Here is a 17,953-nt window from a genome sequence, read left to right as displayed (position 1 = left end):
GGTTCCTTCCTCCCCTCAAAGCCGGTCCAAAGGACGGGGAAAGTCCCGGACAAGCCCTCGCGAAGGGGTGGTGCTCCGGGGAAAACCCGCAGGCAGGAAGATAGGTCATGGGTCTTACGAGCAACAAGGTGCTGGCGCTCGCGGTCGTGTTCGCCGTGCTGCTGTTCGTCGGCACGGTGTGGCTGTGGCCCCGGCTGGCGCGGCGGAACTGGCGGGCCGTCAGCGGCCGCGTGGGTCTGCTGTTCGGTACCCAGCTGGCCCTCTTCGCGTCGGTGGGCCTCGCCGCCAACCAGGCCTTCGGGTTCTACGCGAGCTGGGCGGACCTGTTCGGGCAGGAGAAGGAACAGGGCGTGGTCGTCAACCACACCGCGCCCGGCGGCACCGGCGGCCCGCTGGAGGTGCTCGACACGGCACGCGTGCGTGGCGCGGGCGGCGCCCGGCCGCAGACCGGCGGACAGATCCAGAAGGTCGACATCGTGGGCCGCAGGACGCACATCGCCACCCCCGCGTACGTCTATCTGCCGCCGGAGTACTTCCAGCCCCGTTATCGCGCGCGTACGTTCCCCGCGGCCGTCGTCCTGACCGGATATCCGGGCACCGCGCAGGCGCTCGTGGACAAGCTGCACTACCCGCGCACGGCGCAGGAGCTCGCCAAGGACGGCCGTATGCAGCCGATGGTCCTGGTGATGCTGCGGCCCACCGTCGCACCGCCGCGGGACACCGAGTGCGTGGACATCCCGGGCGGCCCGCAGACGGAGACGTTCTTCGCCAAGGACCTGCCGGACGCCGTGCTCGCGCACTACAGGGTGGGCAGGAAGCCCGGGAGCTGGGGCATCATCGGCGACTCCACGGGCGGCTACTGCGCACTGAAACTCGCCATGCACCACCCCGGCTCCTATGCGGCGGGCGCGGGCCTGTCGCCGTACTACAAGGCGCCGGTCGACCCGACCACGGGCGATCTCTTCCAGGGCGACAAAGGGCTGCGCAACCGTGCCGACCTGTGGTGGTGCCTGAGGCACCTGCCCGCCCCCGACACCTCACTGCTCGTCACCAGCAGCCGGGCAGGGGAATCCAACTACAAGTCGACGCTGAAGTTCATAGAGCGAGTTCAGGCCACGAAGCTGACTCGGATCTCCTCGATCATCCTCGACAGCGGGGGGCACAACTTCAACACCTGGCGGCGGGAGATTCCGGCGACGCTGCAGTGGATCAGCGGGCGGCTGAGCGACCGGTGACCAGGGTTCCGACAGGAAATGATCTTGCGAATTCGACGGGCCGCAATTCCTGATGCGCTGTGAACGTTTCGTTATGGCTGTGTTTTTACGGGGCGGGGCGCCAACGCTCGCCTACGCGCGGTAAGTTTCTGGCCATGCCACGTGGACGTCACCGCCATTCCCCGCCTTTGCACAGGCTGCTGCCTCCGTCGGCGATCGCAGGCGTCTCCCTTGTCTGCGCCTTCGGTCCCTGGGTGTTCTCGGAGCCCGCCGTGCTCCGCGTCATAGCCGCGTTCGCCGCGGCCACGGCCGTGATAGGGGCGGCCGTCATGCGCCGCTGGGACGCACAGGCCGGCAAGCAGGTCGCCGACCTCACGCGCGCGCGTGCGAGCGACGAGTGGCGGCACGAGGAGCGGGTCGCCGAGCTGGAGACGGACCTCGAGGAGTCGCGCGAGCTGCGCGCCAAGCTGGAGCAGCGGCTGCGGGCCAAGCGCGCCGAGCTGGCGGGCCTGCGCAACGAGCACGCGGCGCTGCTGCGGCGGTACGCGACCGCGGAGACCGAGCGGGCGAGCGCCCTGGAGGGCCGCCGTCTGCTCGAGATAGAGGCCGCGGCTCCCGACACGCACGCGTTGCCGTCCATGGCGGCTCAGGAGACCGAGGTTGTGGCTGCCTCGGCTCAGGGCGAGGACGGCACGGACGAGAAGGCGCCGACCGCCGGCGTCTTCTCGCCCGAGGGCTCCCAGCTGTTCCTGCGGGCCAAGGAGGCGCTGAAGAAGTTCGACGACGGTGACGCTCCCGAGCAGGACGACGTTGCCGCCGACGCCGAAGCCGAGCCGGCGGACGACACCGACACCGACACTGACGTCGAGGCCGACGCCGATGCGGATGCGGATGCCGCAGTCGCCGCGCAGGACGAGGTTGTGGCGCGGGACGCGGCCGACACGCAGGACGAAGCCGCCCCCGAGGACGACGGCTCCCCGAAGGGCGGCGGGTCCCCCAAGGGCGATGGCCCGTCGAAGGGCGACGGTTCCCCGAAGGGCGAGCCCGTGAAGGCGAGGACCGCGGCGGCCGAGACCTCCGCCCCTGCCGCGCCCGCCGAGACCGGCGCCGGCCCCGCCGACGGCACCGAGGCCGCGGCCCAGGAGGACGAGGCGCAGGGGCAGCCCGAGGCGGTCGACGGGCATGAGCACGCGGCCGCCACCACGCCGGCGGAGCCCGCCCGCTCCGCCCAGCCCGTACAGCAGCCCTCCGGACACTTCGTGGCGCCGACCGCGGTGGCCGTCGTACCGGCGACGCCCGCGCGGCGCCCGGCGGTCGAGGGCGGGTTCGACTTCTTCGGTACGAAGCAGGAGTCGGCGCCCGCCGCCCTGGACGCCGTGCAGAACGAGGACCTGGCCGACGTGGTCGGTGAGGAGGCGCTCGCCGTGCACAAGGCCGAGGCCGAGGCGCAGTTCAAGCCGGCCGACGAGGGCGCGCGGGGTGTCGGTCAGGTGATCGACCTGACCGCGCACGACGAGACGGAGCGGATCAACCTGCAGGGCCTGCGCAGCGCGGTCTCCTGAGGCCGGGCACTGTCCCACGACGCACCGTCCCCCGACGCCGTCCGGACCGCCTACGGTGCCATCCAGCGGTCCGGCGGCGCGTCCCGGCGGCCCGTGCGTGACCGCTCCGCCTGAGCGCGGAGCAGCTCCGCGGCTTCCCGGACGTCCCTCAGCCGGGCCGTGACGGTCTTGTCGGCTCCCGTGTCCACGTGGACGTCGGCGAGCCGCCACAGCCGCTTCCAGGGCCCCTGGACCAGCCGGACGCTCTGCACCTTCGCGTGCGGAACCAGCGCCAGGCGGCGGCGCAGCAGCCCGTGCCGGGCGGTGAACACCCCGCCGGTGACGGCGAGTCCGTATCCGCGCCACCACAGCGGCAGACACCGGCCGGCCCGTCGGGGCGGGCGGGACAGCGCGCCTGACGCCGGCACGGTCACCCCCGGCAGCACGCGCGCGACGACGGACTCGGCGACCTCGCGCGGAGCGACCGGCACCAGAACGGAGTTGGACGACCCGGCCACGTCCAGCTCCACCCGCACCCAGCCCAGCCGCCGCCACAGCAGCGGTTCGACGATCCGCACGGTCTGCACGCGCCCGGGCGGCACCGTCTCGTGCGTGCGGTCGAGCAGGCCGTGGTCGATGCGCAGCCCGTCCGGAGACTCGCCCACCGTCCAGTCGTACTCGCTGACGAACCGGCCCACACTGCTCGCTCCGGCCGCGCCCAGCAGGGGGAGCGCGGTGGCGAGGACCGTCCACACGCTGTGGGTGGCCAGCCACAGCAGGGGCGGTACGACGAGGGCGGCGCCGAGGGCGCCCCAGGTGGCGCCCGTCAGCACGAGGGAGAGCGCGAGGTGGAGCGGGGGCGTGCGCAGGATCTCGCGTGCCGGCGCCTCTCCGACCTCGTGCGCCGTCTCGGGGGCGAATCCGGCGGCGCGCGCGAGCAGTTCCGCGCGCAGCGCACGCGCCTCGCGCTCCCCGAGGAAGGCGAGTTCGTCCTTCTTGGCCGTGCCTATGACGTCGAGTTTCAGCTTGGCGACGCCCGCCACGCGCGCGAGGAGCGGCTGGGTGACGTCGACGGCCTGGATCCGCTCGAGCCGGATGTGCGCGGTGCGCCGAAACAACAGGCCGGTACGGACGCGCAGTTCGCTGTCCGTCACCGCGAAGTGCGTGAACCACCAGCTGAGGAAGCCGTACAGGGCGGCCGCGGGGACGAGGACGGCGAGCGCGATCAGCAGGGTCGTGGTGGTCAGGCGGGTCAGCTGGCGCTGCGCCTGGTCCGGGTCGTGCACGGCCCATCCGATGAGCACCGCCACCGGCGCCCACGCCCGCCTGAGGGGCGTCACGGGATGCAGCCGCCGCTCGGTGACGGGTTCCCGCGCGCGTACGGCGTCGTCGACGCCCGGCGCCGTCACAGACCCGCCGATCGGGCCTCGCCGAGCTCGGTGAGCCGGTCGCGCAGCCGTTCCGCCTCGGCCGGGTCGAGACCCGGGATGGTGGCGTCGGTCGCCGCGGCCGCGGTGTGCAACTGCACGCTGGCCAGCCCGAAATGCCGCTCGACGGGCCCGGAGGTCACCTCCACCAGCTGCATGCGCCCGTACGGCACGACGGTCTCCTCGCGCCACAGCACGCCCCGGCTGATCAGCAGGTCGTCGGCGCGCTCGGCGTACCGCCAGGACCGCCAGTTGCGGCCCAGCAGCACCCAGCCCCAGGCGATCAGCGCGAGTGGCAGCAGCGCGAAGGCCGCCCAGGCGGGCCCGGCGAGCAGGCCGAGCAGCAGACCGACCGCCAGGGCGATCAGCCCCAGCCACACCACCAGCAGCAGACGCCGCATCCGCAGCAGCCCGGGTGGCAGCCCGGTCCACTCCGGCTCCCCCGCCTCGTCCGCCCTTGTGCCCCCGCCCCGCGGGCTCCCCGTCTCCATACCGCCAGCGTACGTAGGAGAGACTGTGTTCATGACTCCTACGACGGAGACCATGGTCGGTATCGGCGGCGCCGCGGAGAGCACCGACATGGTGCTCAACATCGGACCGCAGCACCCGTCCACGCACGGCGTGCTGCGGCTGAAGCTGGTGCTGGACGGCGAGCGCATCGTGCGCGCCGAGCCGGTGATCGGGTACATGCACCGCGGCGCGGAGAAGCTCTTCGAGGCGCGGGACTACCGCCAGATCATCATGCTCGCCAACCGCCACGACTGGCTGTCGGCCTTCTCGAACGAGCTGGGAGTCGTCCTCGCCGTCGAGCGCATGCTCGGCATGGAGGTCCCCACGCGCGCGGTGTGGACGCGGACGCTGCTCGCGGAGCTCAACCGGGTGCTCAACCACCTGATGTTCCTCGGCTCCTATCCGCTGGAGCTCGGCGGCATCACCCCGGTCTTCTACGCGTTCCGGGAGCGGGAGGTCCTCCAGAACGTCATGGAGGAGATCTCCGGCGGCCGTATGCACTACATGTTCAACCGCGTCGGCGGCCTCAAGGAGGACCTTCCGGCCGGCTGGGCCGCACGCGCGCGTGCCGCCGTCGCGGGGGTGCGCTCGCGCATGGACCGGTTCGACGACCTGGTCCTCGGCAACGAGATCTTCCGGGGGCGCACCCGGGACGTGGGCGCGCTGGCCCCCGGGACCGTGCACGCGTACGGCGTCAGCGGGCCGATCGCGCGTGCCTCGGGCGTCGACTTCGACCTGCGGCGCGACGAGCCCTATCTCGCGTACGGGGAGCTGCAGCACGTCCTGAAGGTCGTCACCCGGCAGGAGGGCGACTGTCTCGCCCGCTTCGAGGTGCTGCTGGAGCAGACGCACAACGCCCTCGACCTTGCCGACGCCTGCCTCGACCGCCTGGCCGAGCTGCCGCCCGGCCCGATCAACCAGCGGCTCCCCAAGGTCCTCAAGGCACCCGAGGGCCACACCTACGCCTGGACCGAGAACCCGCTCGGCATCAACGGCTACTACCTCGTCAGCAAGGGCGAGAAGACGCCGTACCGGCTGAAGCTGCGCTCGGCGTCCTACAACAACATCCAGGCACTCGTGGAACTGCTGCCGGGGACGCTGGTGGCGGACATGGTGGCGATCCTCGGGTCGCTGTTCTTCGTGGTCGGGGACATCGACAAGTAGGTCGGGTCCGGGACATCGGCGCGTCGGTCACGCCCGCGCGTCGGGCGCGTCCGTGATGTCCAGCGGGTTCGCCGTTCCGACCGGCTGGAGCAGCCATCCGAAGTCGCCGAGGCCGCCGGGCGCGGTGAGTTCCGCGGCTTCACCGGCGCTCGCGAGGGCGCGGACGTAGGCGGCGGGTTGTGCGGACGCAAGCGCGAGCGGGGGTCGTGTGCCGGTGATGCCCAAGGCGCGCAGTGCCTCGCGCTGCCGCAGAACGCGCCCCTGCCGCTCGGCGAGCGCCGCGGAGCGCGCCGCGCACGCGTCCAACGCCACGTGCGCCGTGATGTCGCGCTTCCCGTCGGGTACGGGCGCCGTTTCCCGTCCCGCGCGGAAGCCCGTGAGAGTGCCGAACGGGGGGCGCGTCTCCCGGGTGTGCGCGTAGTCCACGGCGACCGCGAGCCCCCGGTCGAGCGCCGCGACCGCGCCCGCCCACGCCTCGTCGCGCGGCAGGCCGATCTCGGCCCGCAGACCTTCCTCGGGCGGCAGCGGCCACCACCGCGCGAGCCAGTCCGCCTCGTCGCCGCCGACCGGGTCGCCGAGACGTTCCGTACCGTCCTGCCGCACCAGAACCGTGCGCGGCACGCCGTCCTCGTCCACCTCGGCGACGTCCAGCGGAACGTTGTCGAGCCACTCGTTGGCGAAGAGCAGCCCGGTGAGGCCCTCAGGCGGCTCGGGGAGCCATTCGACCTGTTCGTCCAGGTCGGAGGGCCGTTCGGCGAGCTCGACGGCGCAGGCACGCACGCGTGGGAGCACGTGAGCGGGCAGCGCGGCCAGGACGCCGGTGACCAGCTCGCCGCGCCCGGCCGCCATGTCGACGAAGTCGAGGCGGTCGGGCCGGCCGAGGGTCTCGTCGACGCGGCACAGCAGCCCGGCCACGGCCTCGGCGAAGAGCGGCGACGCGTGCACGGACGTACGGAAGTGCCCGGCCGGGCCCTCGGGGCGGCGGTAGAAGCCGCCGGGCCCGTACAGGACCGCCCGCGTCGCCGCCCGCCAGCCGCGCCACTGGTCCGTCATCTCTTCCGTCACCGGGCCAGGCTAAGCGCACAGAGGAACGCGACCTCCACCTTGCGGAGTACACGCGGCGGATGCGGATCGACCCTCCGGTTGACCCCTGCACGCATCCCGCTTCCCTACGCTGGGTTACGTGCAGCGCCTCTATGACTTCCTCCGCAGACACCCGACCGGGGTCGACTCCTTCTGGGCCGTCTTCCTGTTCGGCGTCTCTCTGGCGAGTGGAGCCGGCCATCAGGACACCCGGGGCACCGTGTCACCGGCCCTGATCGTTCCGATCGCGCTGCTGCTGTGCCTGGCGATCGCGCTGCGTCGGCGCATGCCGGAGAAGATGCTGCTGCTGGTGATCGCCCTCGGCGTGGCGCAGCTCGCGCTGGACGTGGCGACGACGGTCGCCGACTTCGCGATGCTGGTGATCGTCTACACCGTGGCCGTCATGGGCGCCCGCTGGGCCTCCCGGCTCGCCCTGGCGGTGGGGCTGTCGGCCGCGACCTTCGCGGAGTTCCGCTGGCCGGCCGAGCACTCCAGTGCCCTCGGCCATGTGGCGCTGGTGATCTTCCAGACGGTGCCGTTCGCGCTGGCCTGGGTGCTGGGCGACTCGATCCGCACGCGGCGTGCGTACTTCGCGCAGCTGGAGGAGCGTGCCGCCCGGCTGGAGAAGGAGCGCGAGGCGCAGGCCAAGGTCGCGGTCGCGGCCGAACGCGCCCGGATCGCGCGCGAGCTGCACGACGTGGTCGCGCACAACGTGTCGGTGATGGTGGTGCAGGCCGACGGCGCCGCCTACGTCCTCGACGCCGCCCCCGACCAGGCGAAGAAGGCGCTGGAGACCATCTCCTCCACGGGCCGCCAGGCCCTCGCCGAGATGCGCCGTCTGCTGGGCGTGCTGCGCACCGGCGAGCACAAGGAGGTCGGCGAGTACGTCCCGCAGCCCGACGTCGAGCAGATCGACGAGCTGATCGAGCAGTGCCGTACCTCCGGTCTGCCGGTCGACTTCAAGGTCGAGGGCACCCCGCGCCCGCTGCCCAGCGGGGTGGAGCTGACGGCGTACCGCATCGTGCAGGAGGCGCTGACCAACACCCGCAAGCACGGCGGTCCCAACGCGGGCGCGAGCGTGCGGCTGGTCTACTTCGACGACGGGCTCGGTCTGCTCGTCGAGGACGACGGCAAGGGCGCCCCGCACGAGCTGTACGAGGAGGGCGGCGCCGACGGACAGGGCCACGGCCTGATCGGGATGCGCGAGCGGGTCGGCATGGTGGGCGGAACCCTGGACGCGGGCCCGCGCCCGGGCGGAGGATTCCGCATCAGTGCCCTGCTGCCGCTCAAACCGGCGCACTGACGTTTTCGCACGCCCCCTGTTGACACCTGTAACACCCCTGAAGACGGACACGGAAGAGGCTTCGATGACGATCCGCGTGATGCTCGTCGACGACCAGGTGCTGCTGCGCACCGGGTTCCGGATGGTGCTCGCCGCACAGCCGGACATGGAGGTCGTCGCGGAGGCGGGGGACGGCGTCGAGGCCCTGCAGGTGCTGCGCTCGACCGCCGTGGACGTCGTCCTGATGGATGTCCGCATGCCGAAGCTGGACGGTGTGGAGACGACCCGCCGCATCTGCTCGGAGCCGGACCCGCCGAAGGTGCTGATCCTGACCACGTTCGACCTCGACGAGTACGCCTTCTCCGGGCTCAAGGCGGGTGCGTCCGGCTTCATGCTCAAGGACGTGCCGCCCGGTGAACTCCTCGCAGCCATCCGCTCCGTGCACAGCGGTGACGCGGTGGTGGCGCCGTCGACCACGCGCCGGCTGCTCGACCGGTTCGCGCCGATGCTGCCGAGCGCCGGGAAGGAGCCCCAGCACAAGGAGCTGGAGCGGCTCACCGACCGCGAGCGCGAGGTCATGGTGCTGGTCGCGCAGGGCCTGTCCAACGGCGAGATCGCGGCCCGCCTGGTGCTGTCCGAGGCGACCGTGAAGACCCATGTGGGACGCATCCTGACCAAGCTGGGCCTCAGGGACCGCGTGCAGGTGGTGGTCCTCGCCTACGAGACGGGGCTGGTGCGCGCGGGCGGGCACGGCTGATCCACGCGTGCGTGACGCCCGTGTAACCGCCGCCCACTAGGGTCTGCGCATGCTCCTGTGGATCAACGGCCCCTTCGGGGGCGGCAAGACCCAGACCGCGCACGAGCTCCAGCGGCGCCTGCGGGGCAGCGTGATCTGCGACCCCGAGCACGCCGGCTTCGGTCTGCGCCGGATGCTGCCGCCCGAACTGCGGGGAGACTTCCAGGACCTGACCGCCTGGCGGCAGGGCGTGGTCGAGGTGCTCGACCTGGCGCTGACCAAGCACGACGGCGTGGTGATCGCGCCCATGACCGTCACCGACTCGGGCCACTTCGCCGAGACGGTGGGCCGGCTGCGCGAACTCGGCCACGACGTACGGCACTTCACTCTCCTCGCCCAGCGCGAGACCGTGCTGCGGCGGCTGCGGGAGCGTGGCTTCGGGCACCTCCTTCGGTACGTCGCCGGCAAGAACGCCGGTCTCGGCAGGGAGACGTGGGCGGTACGGCAGCTCGACCACTGTCTGGAGCGGCTGCGGGAGCCGGAGTTCGCCGAGCACCTGTGGACCGACCACTCGACCGTGCCGAAGACGGCGGACCGCATCGCCGTGCTCGCCGGACTGACGCTGCGGCCGAACGACGAGGGGGCGCTGCGGACCCGGCTCAGGCAGGCGGGCGTGGGGATCCGGCACATCCGGTTCGACTGAGCCGTCCGCTCGGCGCAGGCGGCCCCAGCTCAAGCAGGCGGCCCCAGCTCGGGCAGGCGCCCCCGCTCAGCGCAGGATGCCCTCCAGGAAGTCGCTGCCCAGCCGGGCCACGACCGCTATGTCCAACTGGTGCTGCACATAGCGGCCCCGGCGGCGCGTGGTGATCAGGCCCGCCTTCTTCAGGACGCCCAGATGGCGGGATATCTCCGGGGCCGTCATGCCGTGCGCCTGTGCCAGCTCGCTGGTGGTGTAGGCGCTGCGGGCCAGATAGCGGCACATCCGCATCCGTACGGGGTGGGACAGCGCGGTCATCCCCAGGGCGAGCTGCTCGACCGAGGGCGGGGCGGCGAGCTCCGGGGAGCCGACCGGGTAGTGCACCACCGGCTGCCAGCCGGGCCGGTACAGGACGGACAGGTGCGGCCAGCCGAGGCTGGTCGGGACGAGCAGCAGGGTGCCGTCCACGGTGGCCGTGCGGCCCACGCTCAGCTTGTCGACCGTGATCCGCTCGCCGCCCTCGTCCAGCGTGACCGCCGGCGACACGGCGGTCAGCGCCTCCGCGAGGCCCTTCAGGCGCAGCAGGTCGGTCTTGTGGCGGGCGTCCGCGGTGAGCTGGTGGCGCAGCCGGGACCAGGTCTCGGCGAAGAACGCCTCGTCGCAGTCCTCGAGGAACTGACGCAACCAGGCCCTGATCTTGGGCGGGTCGGTCAGCAGCAGCTCGGTGAACCGCTGCTGGCGCGGCCCCCGCGCGGCGGCCAGCTCGAGGGCGCGCCGGCCCATCGCGGCGTCGACGAGCCAGCCGGCCCCGACGCCGTAGGACATCGCGCAGCTGAACTCCAGCGCCGCGTCGACGAACTGTTCGTCCGTGAGCTTGTCCAGCAGGTCCAGCTCCTCGGCGAGCGTGGCCCCGGGCAGGGCGGCACCGCCGGGGATGCCCGCGTACGGCAGGAACAGGTCCGAGAACGTCGTCGTCCACAGGAAGTCCGCGTCGCACATCCGGTCGGCCAGATGCGGATCCAGGGCGGCCGTCACACCCGTCACCCAGCCCTGCAGGCCCGGGTGGTGGCCCGGCTCGGACAGCGCGTGCAGCGCCATGCCGAGCTCGGCCAGCGGGGAGGGCACGACGGCGACCCTCTCCGGCCGCAGCCCCGCGATGTCGATGCGCACGCTCATGACCTCATGGTGCACCCCGCCACTGACAACGCCGTCGCCGATTGACGACGCCCGTCAATCGAGGGCCGTCACCGGGGCCCGGGCGCCTCGGGCAGCCGGGCGACGAACTCCGCGACGGCCGCCTTCACGTCGTCGGCCGTCCACTCCAGGCCCGCAGCGCGTACCTCGACCTCGGTGACCGCCAGACCCGGGCCCTTCTCGTCCCAGGAGTCGGCGAACAGCAGCGTCCCCGTCTCCTCGCCCTGCCGTATCGCCGCCTCCGAGACGACATCGACGTCGTAGGGCAGCCAGAGCTGGAAGTCGTGCGTGTGCGGCTGTTCCGGGTGGACGCGCGCCCACGGCACCCCGGCCGCCGCGAACCCCTCGCGCAGCGCCTCGGCCACCACGCGCGCGTGGGCGACATATTCGGGCAGCCGGGGCAGTTCCCGCTCCAGGCCGGCGAGCGCGGACAGGGCCGTCGGGAACTGCTGGAAGACCTGGCCGCCGTACCGGTGGCGCCAGGTCTTCGCCTCGTCGGTCAGCGTCCTCGGACCGGCGAGCGCGGCGCCGCCGAGGCCGCCGAGGGACTTGTAGAACGACACGTAGACGCTGTCCGCCAGGCCCGCGATCTCGTCCAGGGGGCGGCCGAGGTGGACGGTGGACTCCCACAGGCGCGCGCCGTCGAAGTGCACCACCGCGTCGCGCTCGCGCGCCGCCTCCACCACCTCGGTGAGCTCCTCCCAGGAGGGCAGCACGAAACCGGCGTCCCTGAGGGGCAGTTCGAGCATCAGCGCGCCGAAGGGCTCCGCGAGGTCGCGTACCTCGTCGGCGCTCGGTAGCCGGGGCTCACTCGTCACGCGGACCGGGCGCAGACCGCTGACCTGGCTGAACGCGTTCCGTTCGTGCACCTCGGGGTGGGCGAGGGCGTGCAGGGCGACGGTCGGGTTGCCTGTGCGGCCCGCCCAGCAGCGCAGCGCCACCTGCTGGGCCATCGTGCCCGTCGGGAAGAACGCGGCGGCCTCGGTGCCGAGCAGTTCGGCGACCTTCCGCTCCAGGGCCTCGACGACCCCGTCGCCGTAGATGTCGGCCGGCTCGTCCAGGTCGTACACGTCCTCGAGGCCGTCCAGCAGCGCCAGGCGCTCGCGGAGGGTGCCGAGGAACCCGGGGCGCGCGAGCACGCGCTTGGCGCCCCGGTACGCGCTGATGCGCCGTTCGCGCCGGCGCTTGCGCCGCTCCTCGTCGGTCACCGGCTCCTCCGGACGTTCCGTCTGCTCCGCCGCATCGCTCATGGCCGGGATCATGCCCGCCGCGCTGCCGGGCGGCACCCGGATTTCCACGGCCCCCGCCGGGGCGGGCGCGGTGTGCGGTAACCCACAGCCTGTGGACGACCGGCCGTCCCCAGGACCGATAGCGTTAACATGACGAGAAATCGTCCGGTACCCGGAGCGGACTGGAACGGGAAGGCCACCGTCGCGTGAGTACAAGCCAACAGCCAGACCCCAGGGACCGCCCCGCGCGGCTCACCGTCGGCGTCGTCGGCGCCGGCCGCGTGGGCCCCGCACTGGCCGCGTCCCTCCAGCTCGCCGGGCACCGCCCGGTGGCCGTCTCCGGGGTCTCCACCGCCTCCCGCAGGCGGGCCGCGCAACTGCTCCCCGACGTGCCGCTCGTCCCGCCCGCCGAGGTGCTGGAGCGCGCCGACCTGGTCCTGCTGACCGTCCCGGACGACACACTGCCCGGACTGGTCGAGGGTCTCGCCGAGACCGGGGCCGTACGGCCGGGCCAGCTGCTCGTGCACACCTCCGGGCGGTACGGCGCCAAGGTCCTCGACCCCGCCCTGCGCGCGGGCGCGCTTCCGCTGGCCCTGCACCCCGCCATGACCTTCACCGGCACGCCCGTGGACGTCCAGCGGCTGGCCGGCTGCTCCTTCGGGGTCACCGCGCCCGACGAGCTGCGGCTGGCCGCCGAGGCCCTGGTGATCGAAATGGGCGGCGAGCCTGAGTGGATCGCCGAGGAGATGCGCCCGCTCTACCACGCGGCCCTCGCGCTGGGCGCCAACCACCTGGTCACGCTGGTCGCCCAGTCGATGGAACTGCTGCGCGCGGCCGGTGTCGAGGCGCCCGACCGGATGCTCGGCCCGCTGCTCGGCGCCGCCCTCGACAACGCCCTGCGCTCCGGGGACGCGGCCCTGACCGGCCCGGTCGCACGCGGGGACGCGGGCACGGTCGCCGCGCACGTGCGGGAGCTGCGCCGGCACGCCCCGCAGGCCGTCGCCGGCTACCTGGCGATGGCTCGCGCGACCGCCGACCGGGCGCTCGCCCACGGGCTGCTGAAGCCGGAACTCGCCGAGGACCTCCTCGGTGTACTCGCCGACGGGACCAACGGCGCCGAGGGAGAGGCCCGATGACCACCACCCTGCTCAGCACCGCGGCCGAACTCCACGCACGCGCGCGTGCCGGACGCCGCGTCGTCGTGATGACCATGGGCGCCCTGCACGAGGGCCACGCCACCCTGATCCGCACCGCGCGCGAGATCGCCGGAACGGACGGCGAGGTCGTCGTCACCGTCTTCGTCAACCCGCTGCAGTTCGGCAAGGGCGAGGACCTCGACCGCTATCCGCGCACCCTGGACGCCGACGTGGAGCTCGCCGGACGGTCCGGCGCGGACGTCGTGTTCGCCCCCGCCGTGGACGAGGTCTACCCGGGCGGCGAGCCCCAGGTGCGGATCAGCGCGGGCCCGATGGGGGAGCGTCTGGAGGGCGCCTCGCGTCCCGGCCACTTCGACGGCATGCTCACCGTCGTCGCCAAGCTGCTGCACCTCACCCGCCCCGACGTCGCCCTGTACGGCCAGAAGGACGCCCAGCAGCTCGCGCTGATCCGCCGCATGGTGCGGGACCTGAACTTCGGCGTCGAGATCGTCGGCGTGCCCACGGTGCGCGAGGAGGACGGCCTCGCGCTCTCCAGCCGCAACCGCTACCTGTCGCCCGCCGAGCGGCGCACGGCGCTCGCGCTGTCCCGCGCGCTGTTCGCGGGCCGCGACCGGCACGCGGCGCAGGAGGCGCTGCGCGCCCGGGCACGCGAGGTGCCCGCCACGCATGCGCGTGCCGAAGCCCTCAGCGCCATAGGGGAGTCCCGCGCCGCGGCCGACGCGCACGCCGTCGCCAAGTCCCTCCCGTCTTCAGCCACCGCCGCCGGCGCGGACGCCACGCGGGGCACCTCCTACGGCGCCCCCTCCGCCGTCCGCGCGGCCGCCCGACTGGTCCTCGACGACGCCGCACGCCTGTCGCCGCCGCTCGAACTGGACTACCTCGCCCTCGTCGACCCCGCCGACTTCACCGAGATCGGGGACGACTTCACCGGCGAGGCCGTCCTCGCCGTCGCCGCCCGGGTCGGGACGACCCGGCTGATCGACAACATCCCTCTCACCTTCGGGAAAACCTTCGGAGCCGCCTCGTGACCAGCACAGGCATACGACTGCACGCCCCCGCACCGGGCTGGGCCATCTCCGCGGACGTGGTGGTCGTCGGCTCCGGGGTGGCCGGCCTGACCGCCGCGCTGCGCTGTGAGGCCGCCGGCCTGAACACGGTCGTCGTCACCAAGGCCCGTCTCGACGACGGCTCCACCCGCTGGGCGCAGGGCGGCGTCGCCGCGGCCCTCGGCGAGGGCGACACCCCCGAACAGCACCTGGACGACACCCTGGTGGCCGGCGCGGGCCTGTGCGACGAGGAGGCGGTACGGATCCTCGTCACCGAGGGACCCGACGCCGTACGCCGGCTCATCGCGACCGGCGCGCACTTCGACGAGTCCGAGGCCGGGGATCTGGCGCTCACCCGCGAGGGCGGGCACCACCGCCGCCGTATCGCGCACGCCGGCGGAGACGCGACCGGCGCGGAGATCTCCCGGGCGCTCGTCGAGGCGGCCCGCGCGCGCGGTGTGCGCACGATCGAGAACGCGCTCGTGCTGGACCTGCTGACGGACGCCGACGGCCGTACGGCGGGTGTGAGCCTGCACGTGATGGGCGAGGGGCAGCACGACGGCGTGGGCGCCGTGCACGCCCCCGCGGTCGTGCTCGCGACCGGTGGCATGGGCCAGGTCTTCTCGGCGACCACCAACCCGTCGGTCTCCACCGGCGACGGCGTGGCGCTCGCCCTGCGCGCGGGCGCCGAGGTCAGCGACCTGGAGTTCGTGCAGTTCCACCCCACGGTGCTGTTCCTCGGCCCGGACGCCGAGGGCCAGCAGCCCCTGGTCTCCGAGGCCGTGCGCGGCGAGGGCGCGCACCTGGTCGACGCCGACGGGGTGCGCTTCATGCTGGGGCAGCACGAACTGGCCGAGCTCGCGCCCCGGGACATCGTCGCCAAGGGCATCATGCGCCGCATGCAGGAGCGGGACGCCGAGCACATGTTCCTCGACGCCCGGCACTTCGGCGCCGACATGTGGGAGCACCGCTTCCCGACCATCCTCGCCGCCTGCCGCGCCCACGGCATCGACCCGGTCACCGACCCCATCCCGATCGCCCCGGCCGCCCACTACGCCTCCGGCGGCGTGCGCACCGACTCCCGGGGCCGGACGACCGTCCCCGGCCTGTACGCGTGCGGCGAGGTCGCCTGCACCGGCGTGCACGGCGCCAACCGGCTCGCCTCCAACTCCCTCCTGGAAGGCCTCGTCTACGCCGAGCGCATCGCCGCCGACATCGCGGCGGCCCACGCCGACGACGGCCTCCACGCGCGCGTCCCCGAATCCGTCGACCACCCGGAGAAGCCCGCGCACCCGCTCCTCGCCCCCGAGGCCCGGTTCGCGATCCAGCGGATCATGACCGACGGCGCGGGCGTCCTGCGCTCGGCAGACTCCCTCGCCACGGCCGCCGACCAGCTCCAGCAGCTGCACACCGAAGCCCGCGACTCCCTCGACGAGAACGGCAAGACCGCCGAGCCCGGCGTCGACACCTGGGAGGCCACCAACCTCCTGTGCGTCGCCCGCGTCCTGGTCGCCGCCGCCCGCCTGCGCGAGGAGACGCGCGGCTGCCACTGGCGGGAGGACCACGCCGACCGCGACGACACGGCATGGCGCCGGCACATCGTCGTACGGCTGAATCCGGACCGCACCCTCGCCGTGCACACCACCGATACCGCAGACTTCCCCCCGACCCAGCAGCCACAGCAGCGCCTCCAGGAGCAGTGACAGAAGTGAGCACCCCCGACCTCCCCCTCGTGTCGAACGGCGGCTGCGGCGACGGCTGTGCCTGCGGCGCCGACACCGACGCCGAATACCTGGAGTGCGGCCTCGACCCCGCGCTCGCCCAGCTCCTGGCCGACGCCGGACTCGACCCCGTGGAGGTCGAGGACATCGCCAACGTCGCGATCCAGGAGGACCTCGACCACGGCGTGGACGTGACCACGGTGGCGACCATCCCGGAGGACGCCGTCGCCACCGGTGACTTCACCGCGCGCGAGGCGGGCGTCGTGGCGGGCCTCAGGGTCGCCGAGGCGGTGCTGTCCGTGGTGTGCACGGACGAGTTCGAGGTCGAGCGGCACGTCGAGGACGGCGACCGCGTGGAGGCCGGGCAGAAGCTGCTGTCGGTCACCACGCGCACGCGTGACCTGCTCACCGGCGAGCGCAGCGCGCTGAACCTCCTGTGCCGGCTGTCCGGCATCGCGACCGCCACGCGCGCGTGGGCGGACGTCCTGGACGGCACCGGGACCAAGGTCCGCGACACCCGCAAGACGACTCCGGGGCTCCGCTCCCTGGAGAAGTTCGCCGTCCGCTGCGGCGGGGGCGTCAACCACCGGATGTCGCTGTCGGACGCGGCCCTCGTCAAGGACAACCACGTGGTCGCCGCCGGCGGGGTCGGGCCGGCCTTCAAGGCTGTACGGGAGGCCTTCCCGGACCTGCCGATCGAGGTCGAGGTCGACACCCTGCACCAGCTGCGCGAGGTCGTCGACGCGGGCGCCGACCTGATCCTGCTGGACAACTTCACGCCCGGCGAGTGCGAAGAGGCCGTCGCCATCGTGCACGGCCGCGCCGCGCTGGAGGCCTCCGGACGGCTCACCCTGGACAACGCCAAGGCCTACGCGGACACCGGCGTCGACTACCTCGCCGTCGGTGCCCTCACCCACTCCTCGCCGATCCTCGACATCGGTCTCGACCTGCGAGCGGCGGAGTAGGTACCGGCCATGCTGCTGACGATCGACGTGGGCAACACCCACACCGTCCTGGGCCTCTTCGACGGGGAGGACATCGTCGAGCACTGGCGCATCTCCACGGACGCGCGCCGCACGGCGGACGAACTGGCGGTGCTGCTGCAGGGCCTGATGGGGATGCATCCGCTGCTCGGCGACGAACTGGGCGACGGCATCGACGGCATCGCCATCTGCGCCACCGTCCCCTCCGTGCTGCACGAACTGCGCGAGGTGACCCGGCGCTACTACGGCGACGTGCCGGCCGTGCTCGTGGAGCCGGGGGTGAAGACGGGGGTGCCGATCCTCACCGACAACCCCAAGGAGGTCGGCGCCGACCGCATCATCAACGCGGTCGCCGCCGTCGAGCTGTACGGGGGACCGGCGATCGTCGTCGACTTCGGTACGGCCACGACCTTCGACGCGGTCTCCGCGCGCGGGGAGTACATCGGCGGCGTGATCGCCCCCGGTATCGAGATCTCCGTCGAGGCGCTCGGGGTGCGGGGCGCGCAGCTGCGGAAGATCGAGGTGGCCAGACCCCGCAGCGTGATCGGCAAGAACACGGTCGAGGCGATGCAGTCCGGCATCATCTACGGCTTCGCCGGGCAGGTCGACGGGGTCGTCAGCCGGATGGCCCGTGAGCTCGCGGACGACCCGGACGACGTGACCGTGATCGCGACCGGCGGCCTTGCGCCGATGGTGCTCGGGGAGTCCTCGGTCATCGACGAGCACGAGCCCTGGCTGACGCTGGTCGGGCTGCGGCTGGTGTACGAGCGGAACGTGTCCCGGATGTGAGGCCCGCGGGGGAGCAACCGGGTGGCTCGACTGCGCCACACCGCCCCCCTATGTCGGGTTTGTCTGATTAGCGCGTATCGTCGCCCCATGCCCACGCCATACGGATCCCGCGGCGGCATGGCGTTCGGCACGGAGGAGCTGCGTGTGCTCCGCCGCGCCCTCGCCCTCGCCCTCCACCCC

16 protein-coding genes are annotated in these 17,953 nt (G+C 73.0%); 11 read left to right on the top strand and 5 right to left on the bottom strand.

Translation table 11 applies throughout. From position 1 onward, the window contains the following. Positions 1 to 107 precede the first annotated feature (107 nt). Both GRC12_RS09645 and GRC12_RS09640 read left to right on the top strand, forming a co-directional pair. Positions 108 to 1,235, top strand: coding sequence for an alpha/beta hydrolase (locus GRC12_RS09645; protein ID WP_208778777.1), 1,128 nt, complete (start codon positions 108 to 110; stop codon positions 1,233 to 1,235). A 134-nt stretch (positions 1,236 to 1,369) separates the two neighbouring features. After that, positions 1,370 to 2,776: a hypothetical protein gene (locus GRC12_RS09640; RefSeq protein WP_208778776.1), complete on the top strand. Its 1,407-nt coding sequence runs from the start codon at positions 1,370 to 1,372 to the stop codon at positions 2,774 to 2,776. A 50-nt stretch (positions 2,777 to 2,826) separates the two neighbouring features. Here the strand turns inward: GRC12_RS09640 and GRC12_RS09635 are convergent, their stop codons facing one another. Continuing rightward, the gene (locus GRC12_RS09635; protein WP_208778775.1) at positions 2,827 to 4,164 is read right to left on the bottom strand and encodes a PH domain-containing protein; all 1,338 of its coding nucleotides are present in this window, start codon (positions 4,162 to 4,164) and stop codon (positions 2,827 to 2,829) included. Beyond that, positions 4,161 to 4,673: a PH domain-containing protein gene (locus GRC12_RS09630; protein ID WP_208778774.1), complete on the bottom strand. Its 513-nt coding sequence runs from the start codon at positions 4,671 to 4,673 to the stop codon at positions 4,161 to 4,163. The genes GRC12_RS09635 and GRC12_RS09630 overlap by 4 nt, the downstream gene beginning before the upstream one ends. Before the next feature lie 31 nt (positions 4,674 to 4,704). On the opposite strand from GRC12_RS09630, the gene GRC12_RS09625 reads away from it, so the two are divergent. Continuing rightward, a complete protein-coding gene (locus tag GRC12_RS09625; RefSeq protein WP_208778773.1) occupies positions 4,705 to 5,856 on the top strand; it encodes an NADH-quinone oxidoreductase subunit D in 1,152 nt (383 codons plus the stop codon). Positions 5,857 to 5,883: 27 nt separating this feature from the next. On the opposite strand, the gene GRC12_RS09620 is transcribed toward GRC12_RS09625, so the two are convergent. Further along, positions 5,884 to 6,921 carry an SAM-dependent methyltransferase gene (locus GRC12_RS09620; protein WP_308286513.1) on the bottom strand — a complete coding sequence of 346 codons (1,038 nt, stop codon included), beginning with the start codon at positions 6,919 to 6,921 and terminating at the stop codon, positions 5,884 to 5,886. Positions 6,922 to 7,039: 118 nt separating this feature from the next. Between GRC12_RS09620 and GRC12_RS09615 the strand changes: the two genes are divergently transcribed. The 3 genes from GRC12_RS09615 to GRC12_RS09605 all read left to right on the top strand — a co-directional run bounded on the left by GRC12_RS09615 (position 7,040) and on the right by GRC12_RS09605 (position 9,660). Then, positions 7,040 to 8,242 carry a sensor histidine kinase gene (locus GRC12_RS09615; protein ID WP_208778772.1) on the top strand — a complete coding sequence of 401 codons (1,203 nt, stop codon included), beginning with the start codon at positions 7,040 to 7,042 and terminating at the stop codon, positions 8,240 to 8,242. A gap of 64 nt (positions 8,243 to 8,306) precedes the next feature. Further along, on the top strand, positions 8,307 to 8,978 hold the full coding sequence (locus tag GRC12_RS09610; protein WP_133044292.1) for a response regulator transcription factor: 672 nt from the start codon (positions 8,307 to 8,309) through the stop codon (positions 8,976 to 8,978). 49 nt (positions 8,979 to 9,027) lie between these two features. After that, a complete protein-coding gene (locus GRC12_RS09605) occupies positions 9,028 to 9,660 on the top strand; it encodes an AAA family ATPase (protein WP_208778771.1) in 633 nt (210 codons plus the stop codon). 66 nt (positions 9,661 to 9,726) lie between these two features. Here the strand turns inward: GRC12_RS09605 and GRC12_RS09600 are convergent, their stop codons facing one another. Together GRC12_RS09600 and GRC12_RS09595 are read right to left on the bottom strand one after the other, a co-directional pair. After that, entirely contained in the window at positions 9,727 to 10,830 is a 1,104-nt protein-coding gene (locus GRC12_RS09600) for a DUF5937 family protein (RefSeq protein WP_208778770.1), read from the bottom strand. A gap of 68 nt (positions 10,831 to 10,898) precedes the next feature. Beyond that, positions 10,899 to 12,098, bottom strand: coding sequence for a threonine aldolase family protein (locus GRC12_RS09595; RefSeq protein ID WP_208778769.1), 1,200 nt, complete (start codon positions 12,096 to 12,098; stop codon positions 10,899 to 10,901). Positions 12,099 to 12,283: 185 nt separating this feature from the next. Here GRC12_RS09595 and GRC12_RS09590 point away from each other — a divergent pair, with 185 nt between their 5' ends. Genes GRC12_RS09590 through GRC12_RS09570 form a run of 5 tightly spaced genes read left to right on the top strand, consistent with a single transcriptional unit; the run spans position 12,284 to position 17,773 of the window. Continuing rightward, positions 12,284 to 13,213 (top strand): Rossmann-like and DUF2520 domain-containing protein, encoded by a 930-nt coding sequence (locus GRC12_RS09590; RefSeq protein WP_208778768.1) that lies wholly within the window; start codon positions 12,284 to 12,286, stop codon positions 13,211 to 13,213. Then, positions 13,210 to 14,262, top strand: a complete 1,053-nt coding sequence (gene panC / locus GRC12_RS09585) for a pantoate--beta-alanine ligase (protein WP_208778767.1) — start codon at positions 13,210 to 13,212, stop codon at positions 14,260 to 14,262. The genes GRC12_RS09590 and panC overlap by 4 nt, the downstream gene beginning before the upstream one ends. After that, positions 14,259 to 15,983 (top strand): L-aspartate oxidase, encoded by a 1,725-nt coding sequence (locus GRC12_RS09580; protein WP_208778766.1) that lies wholly within the window; start codon positions 14,259 to 14,261, stop codon positions 15,981 to 15,983. The genes panC and GRC12_RS09580 overlap by 4 nt, the downstream gene beginning before the upstream one ends. 5 nt (positions 15,984 to 15,988) lie before the next feature. Further along, complete coding sequence (nadC, locus tag GRC12_RS09575) at positions 15,989 to 16,966, top strand: carboxylating nicotinate-nucleotide diphosphorylase (RefSeq protein ID WP_208778765.1); 978 nt, start codon at positions 15,989 to 15,991, stop codon at positions 16,964 to 16,966. Between the two features lie 9 nt (positions 16,967 to 16,975). Beyond that, a complete protein-coding gene (locus tag GRC12_RS09570; RefSeq protein WP_133044299.1) occupies positions 16,976 to 17,773 on the top strand; it encodes a type III pantothenate kinase in 798 nt (265 codons plus the stop codon). The last annotated feature ends 180 nt before the right edge of the window (positions 17,774 to 17,953 follow it).

This window comes from Streptomyces griseorubiginosus, assembly GCF_017614965.1.
In the GTDB taxonomy this organism is placed as follows: Bacteria; Actinomycetota; Actinomycetes; order Streptomycetales; family Streptomycetaceae; genus Streptomyces; species Streptomyces griseorubiginosus_B.
Note: the sequence above shows the minus strand (reverse complement) of the source record. Positions and strands in the feature narration are given on the sequence as shown.

Excerpts from the sequence above, each read along its gene's own strand:
- GRC12_RS09630 (WP_208778774.1), bottom strand. The coding sequence starts at position 4,673 with ATGGAGACGGGGAGCCCGCGGGGCGGGGGCACAAGGGCGGACGAGGCG.
- GRC12_RS09645 (WP_208778777.1), top strand. The coding sequence starts at position 108 with ATGGGTCTTACGAGCAACAAGGTGCTGGCGCTCGCGGTCGTGTTCGCC.
- GRC12_RS09625 (WP_208778773.1), top strand. The coding sequence starts at position 4,705 with ATGACTCCTACGACGGAGACCATGGTCGGTATCGGCGGCGCCGCGGAG.
- GRC12_RS09570 (WP_133044299.1), top strand. The coding sequence starts at position 16,976 with ATGCTGCTGACGATCGACGTGGGCAACACCCACACCGTCCTGGGCCTC.
- GRC12_RS09595 (WP_208778769.1), bottom strand. The coding sequence starts at position 12,098 with ATGAGCGATGCGGCGGAGCAGACGGAACGTCCGGAGGAGCCGGTGACC.
- GRC12_RS09640 (WP_208778776.1), top strand. The coding sequence starts at position 1,370 with ATGCCACGTGGACGTCACCGCCATTCCCCGCCTTTGCACAGGCTGCTG.
- GRC12_RS09610 (WP_133044292.1), top strand. The coding sequence starts at position 8,307 with ATGACGATCCGCGTGATGCTCGTCGACGACCAGGTGCTGCTGCGCACC.
- GRC12_RS09605 (WP_208778771.1), top strand. The coding sequence starts at position 9,028 with ATGCTCCTGTGGATCAACGGCCCCTTCGGGGGCGGCAAGACCCAGACC.
- panC (WP_208778767.1), top strand. The coding sequence starts at position 13,210 with ATGACCACCACCCTGCTCAGCACCGCGGCCGAACTCCACGCACGCGCG.
- GRC12_RS09600 (WP_208778770.1), bottom strand. The coding sequence starts at position 10,830 with ATGAGCGTGCGCATCGACATCGCGGGGCTGCGGCCGGAGAGGGTCGCC.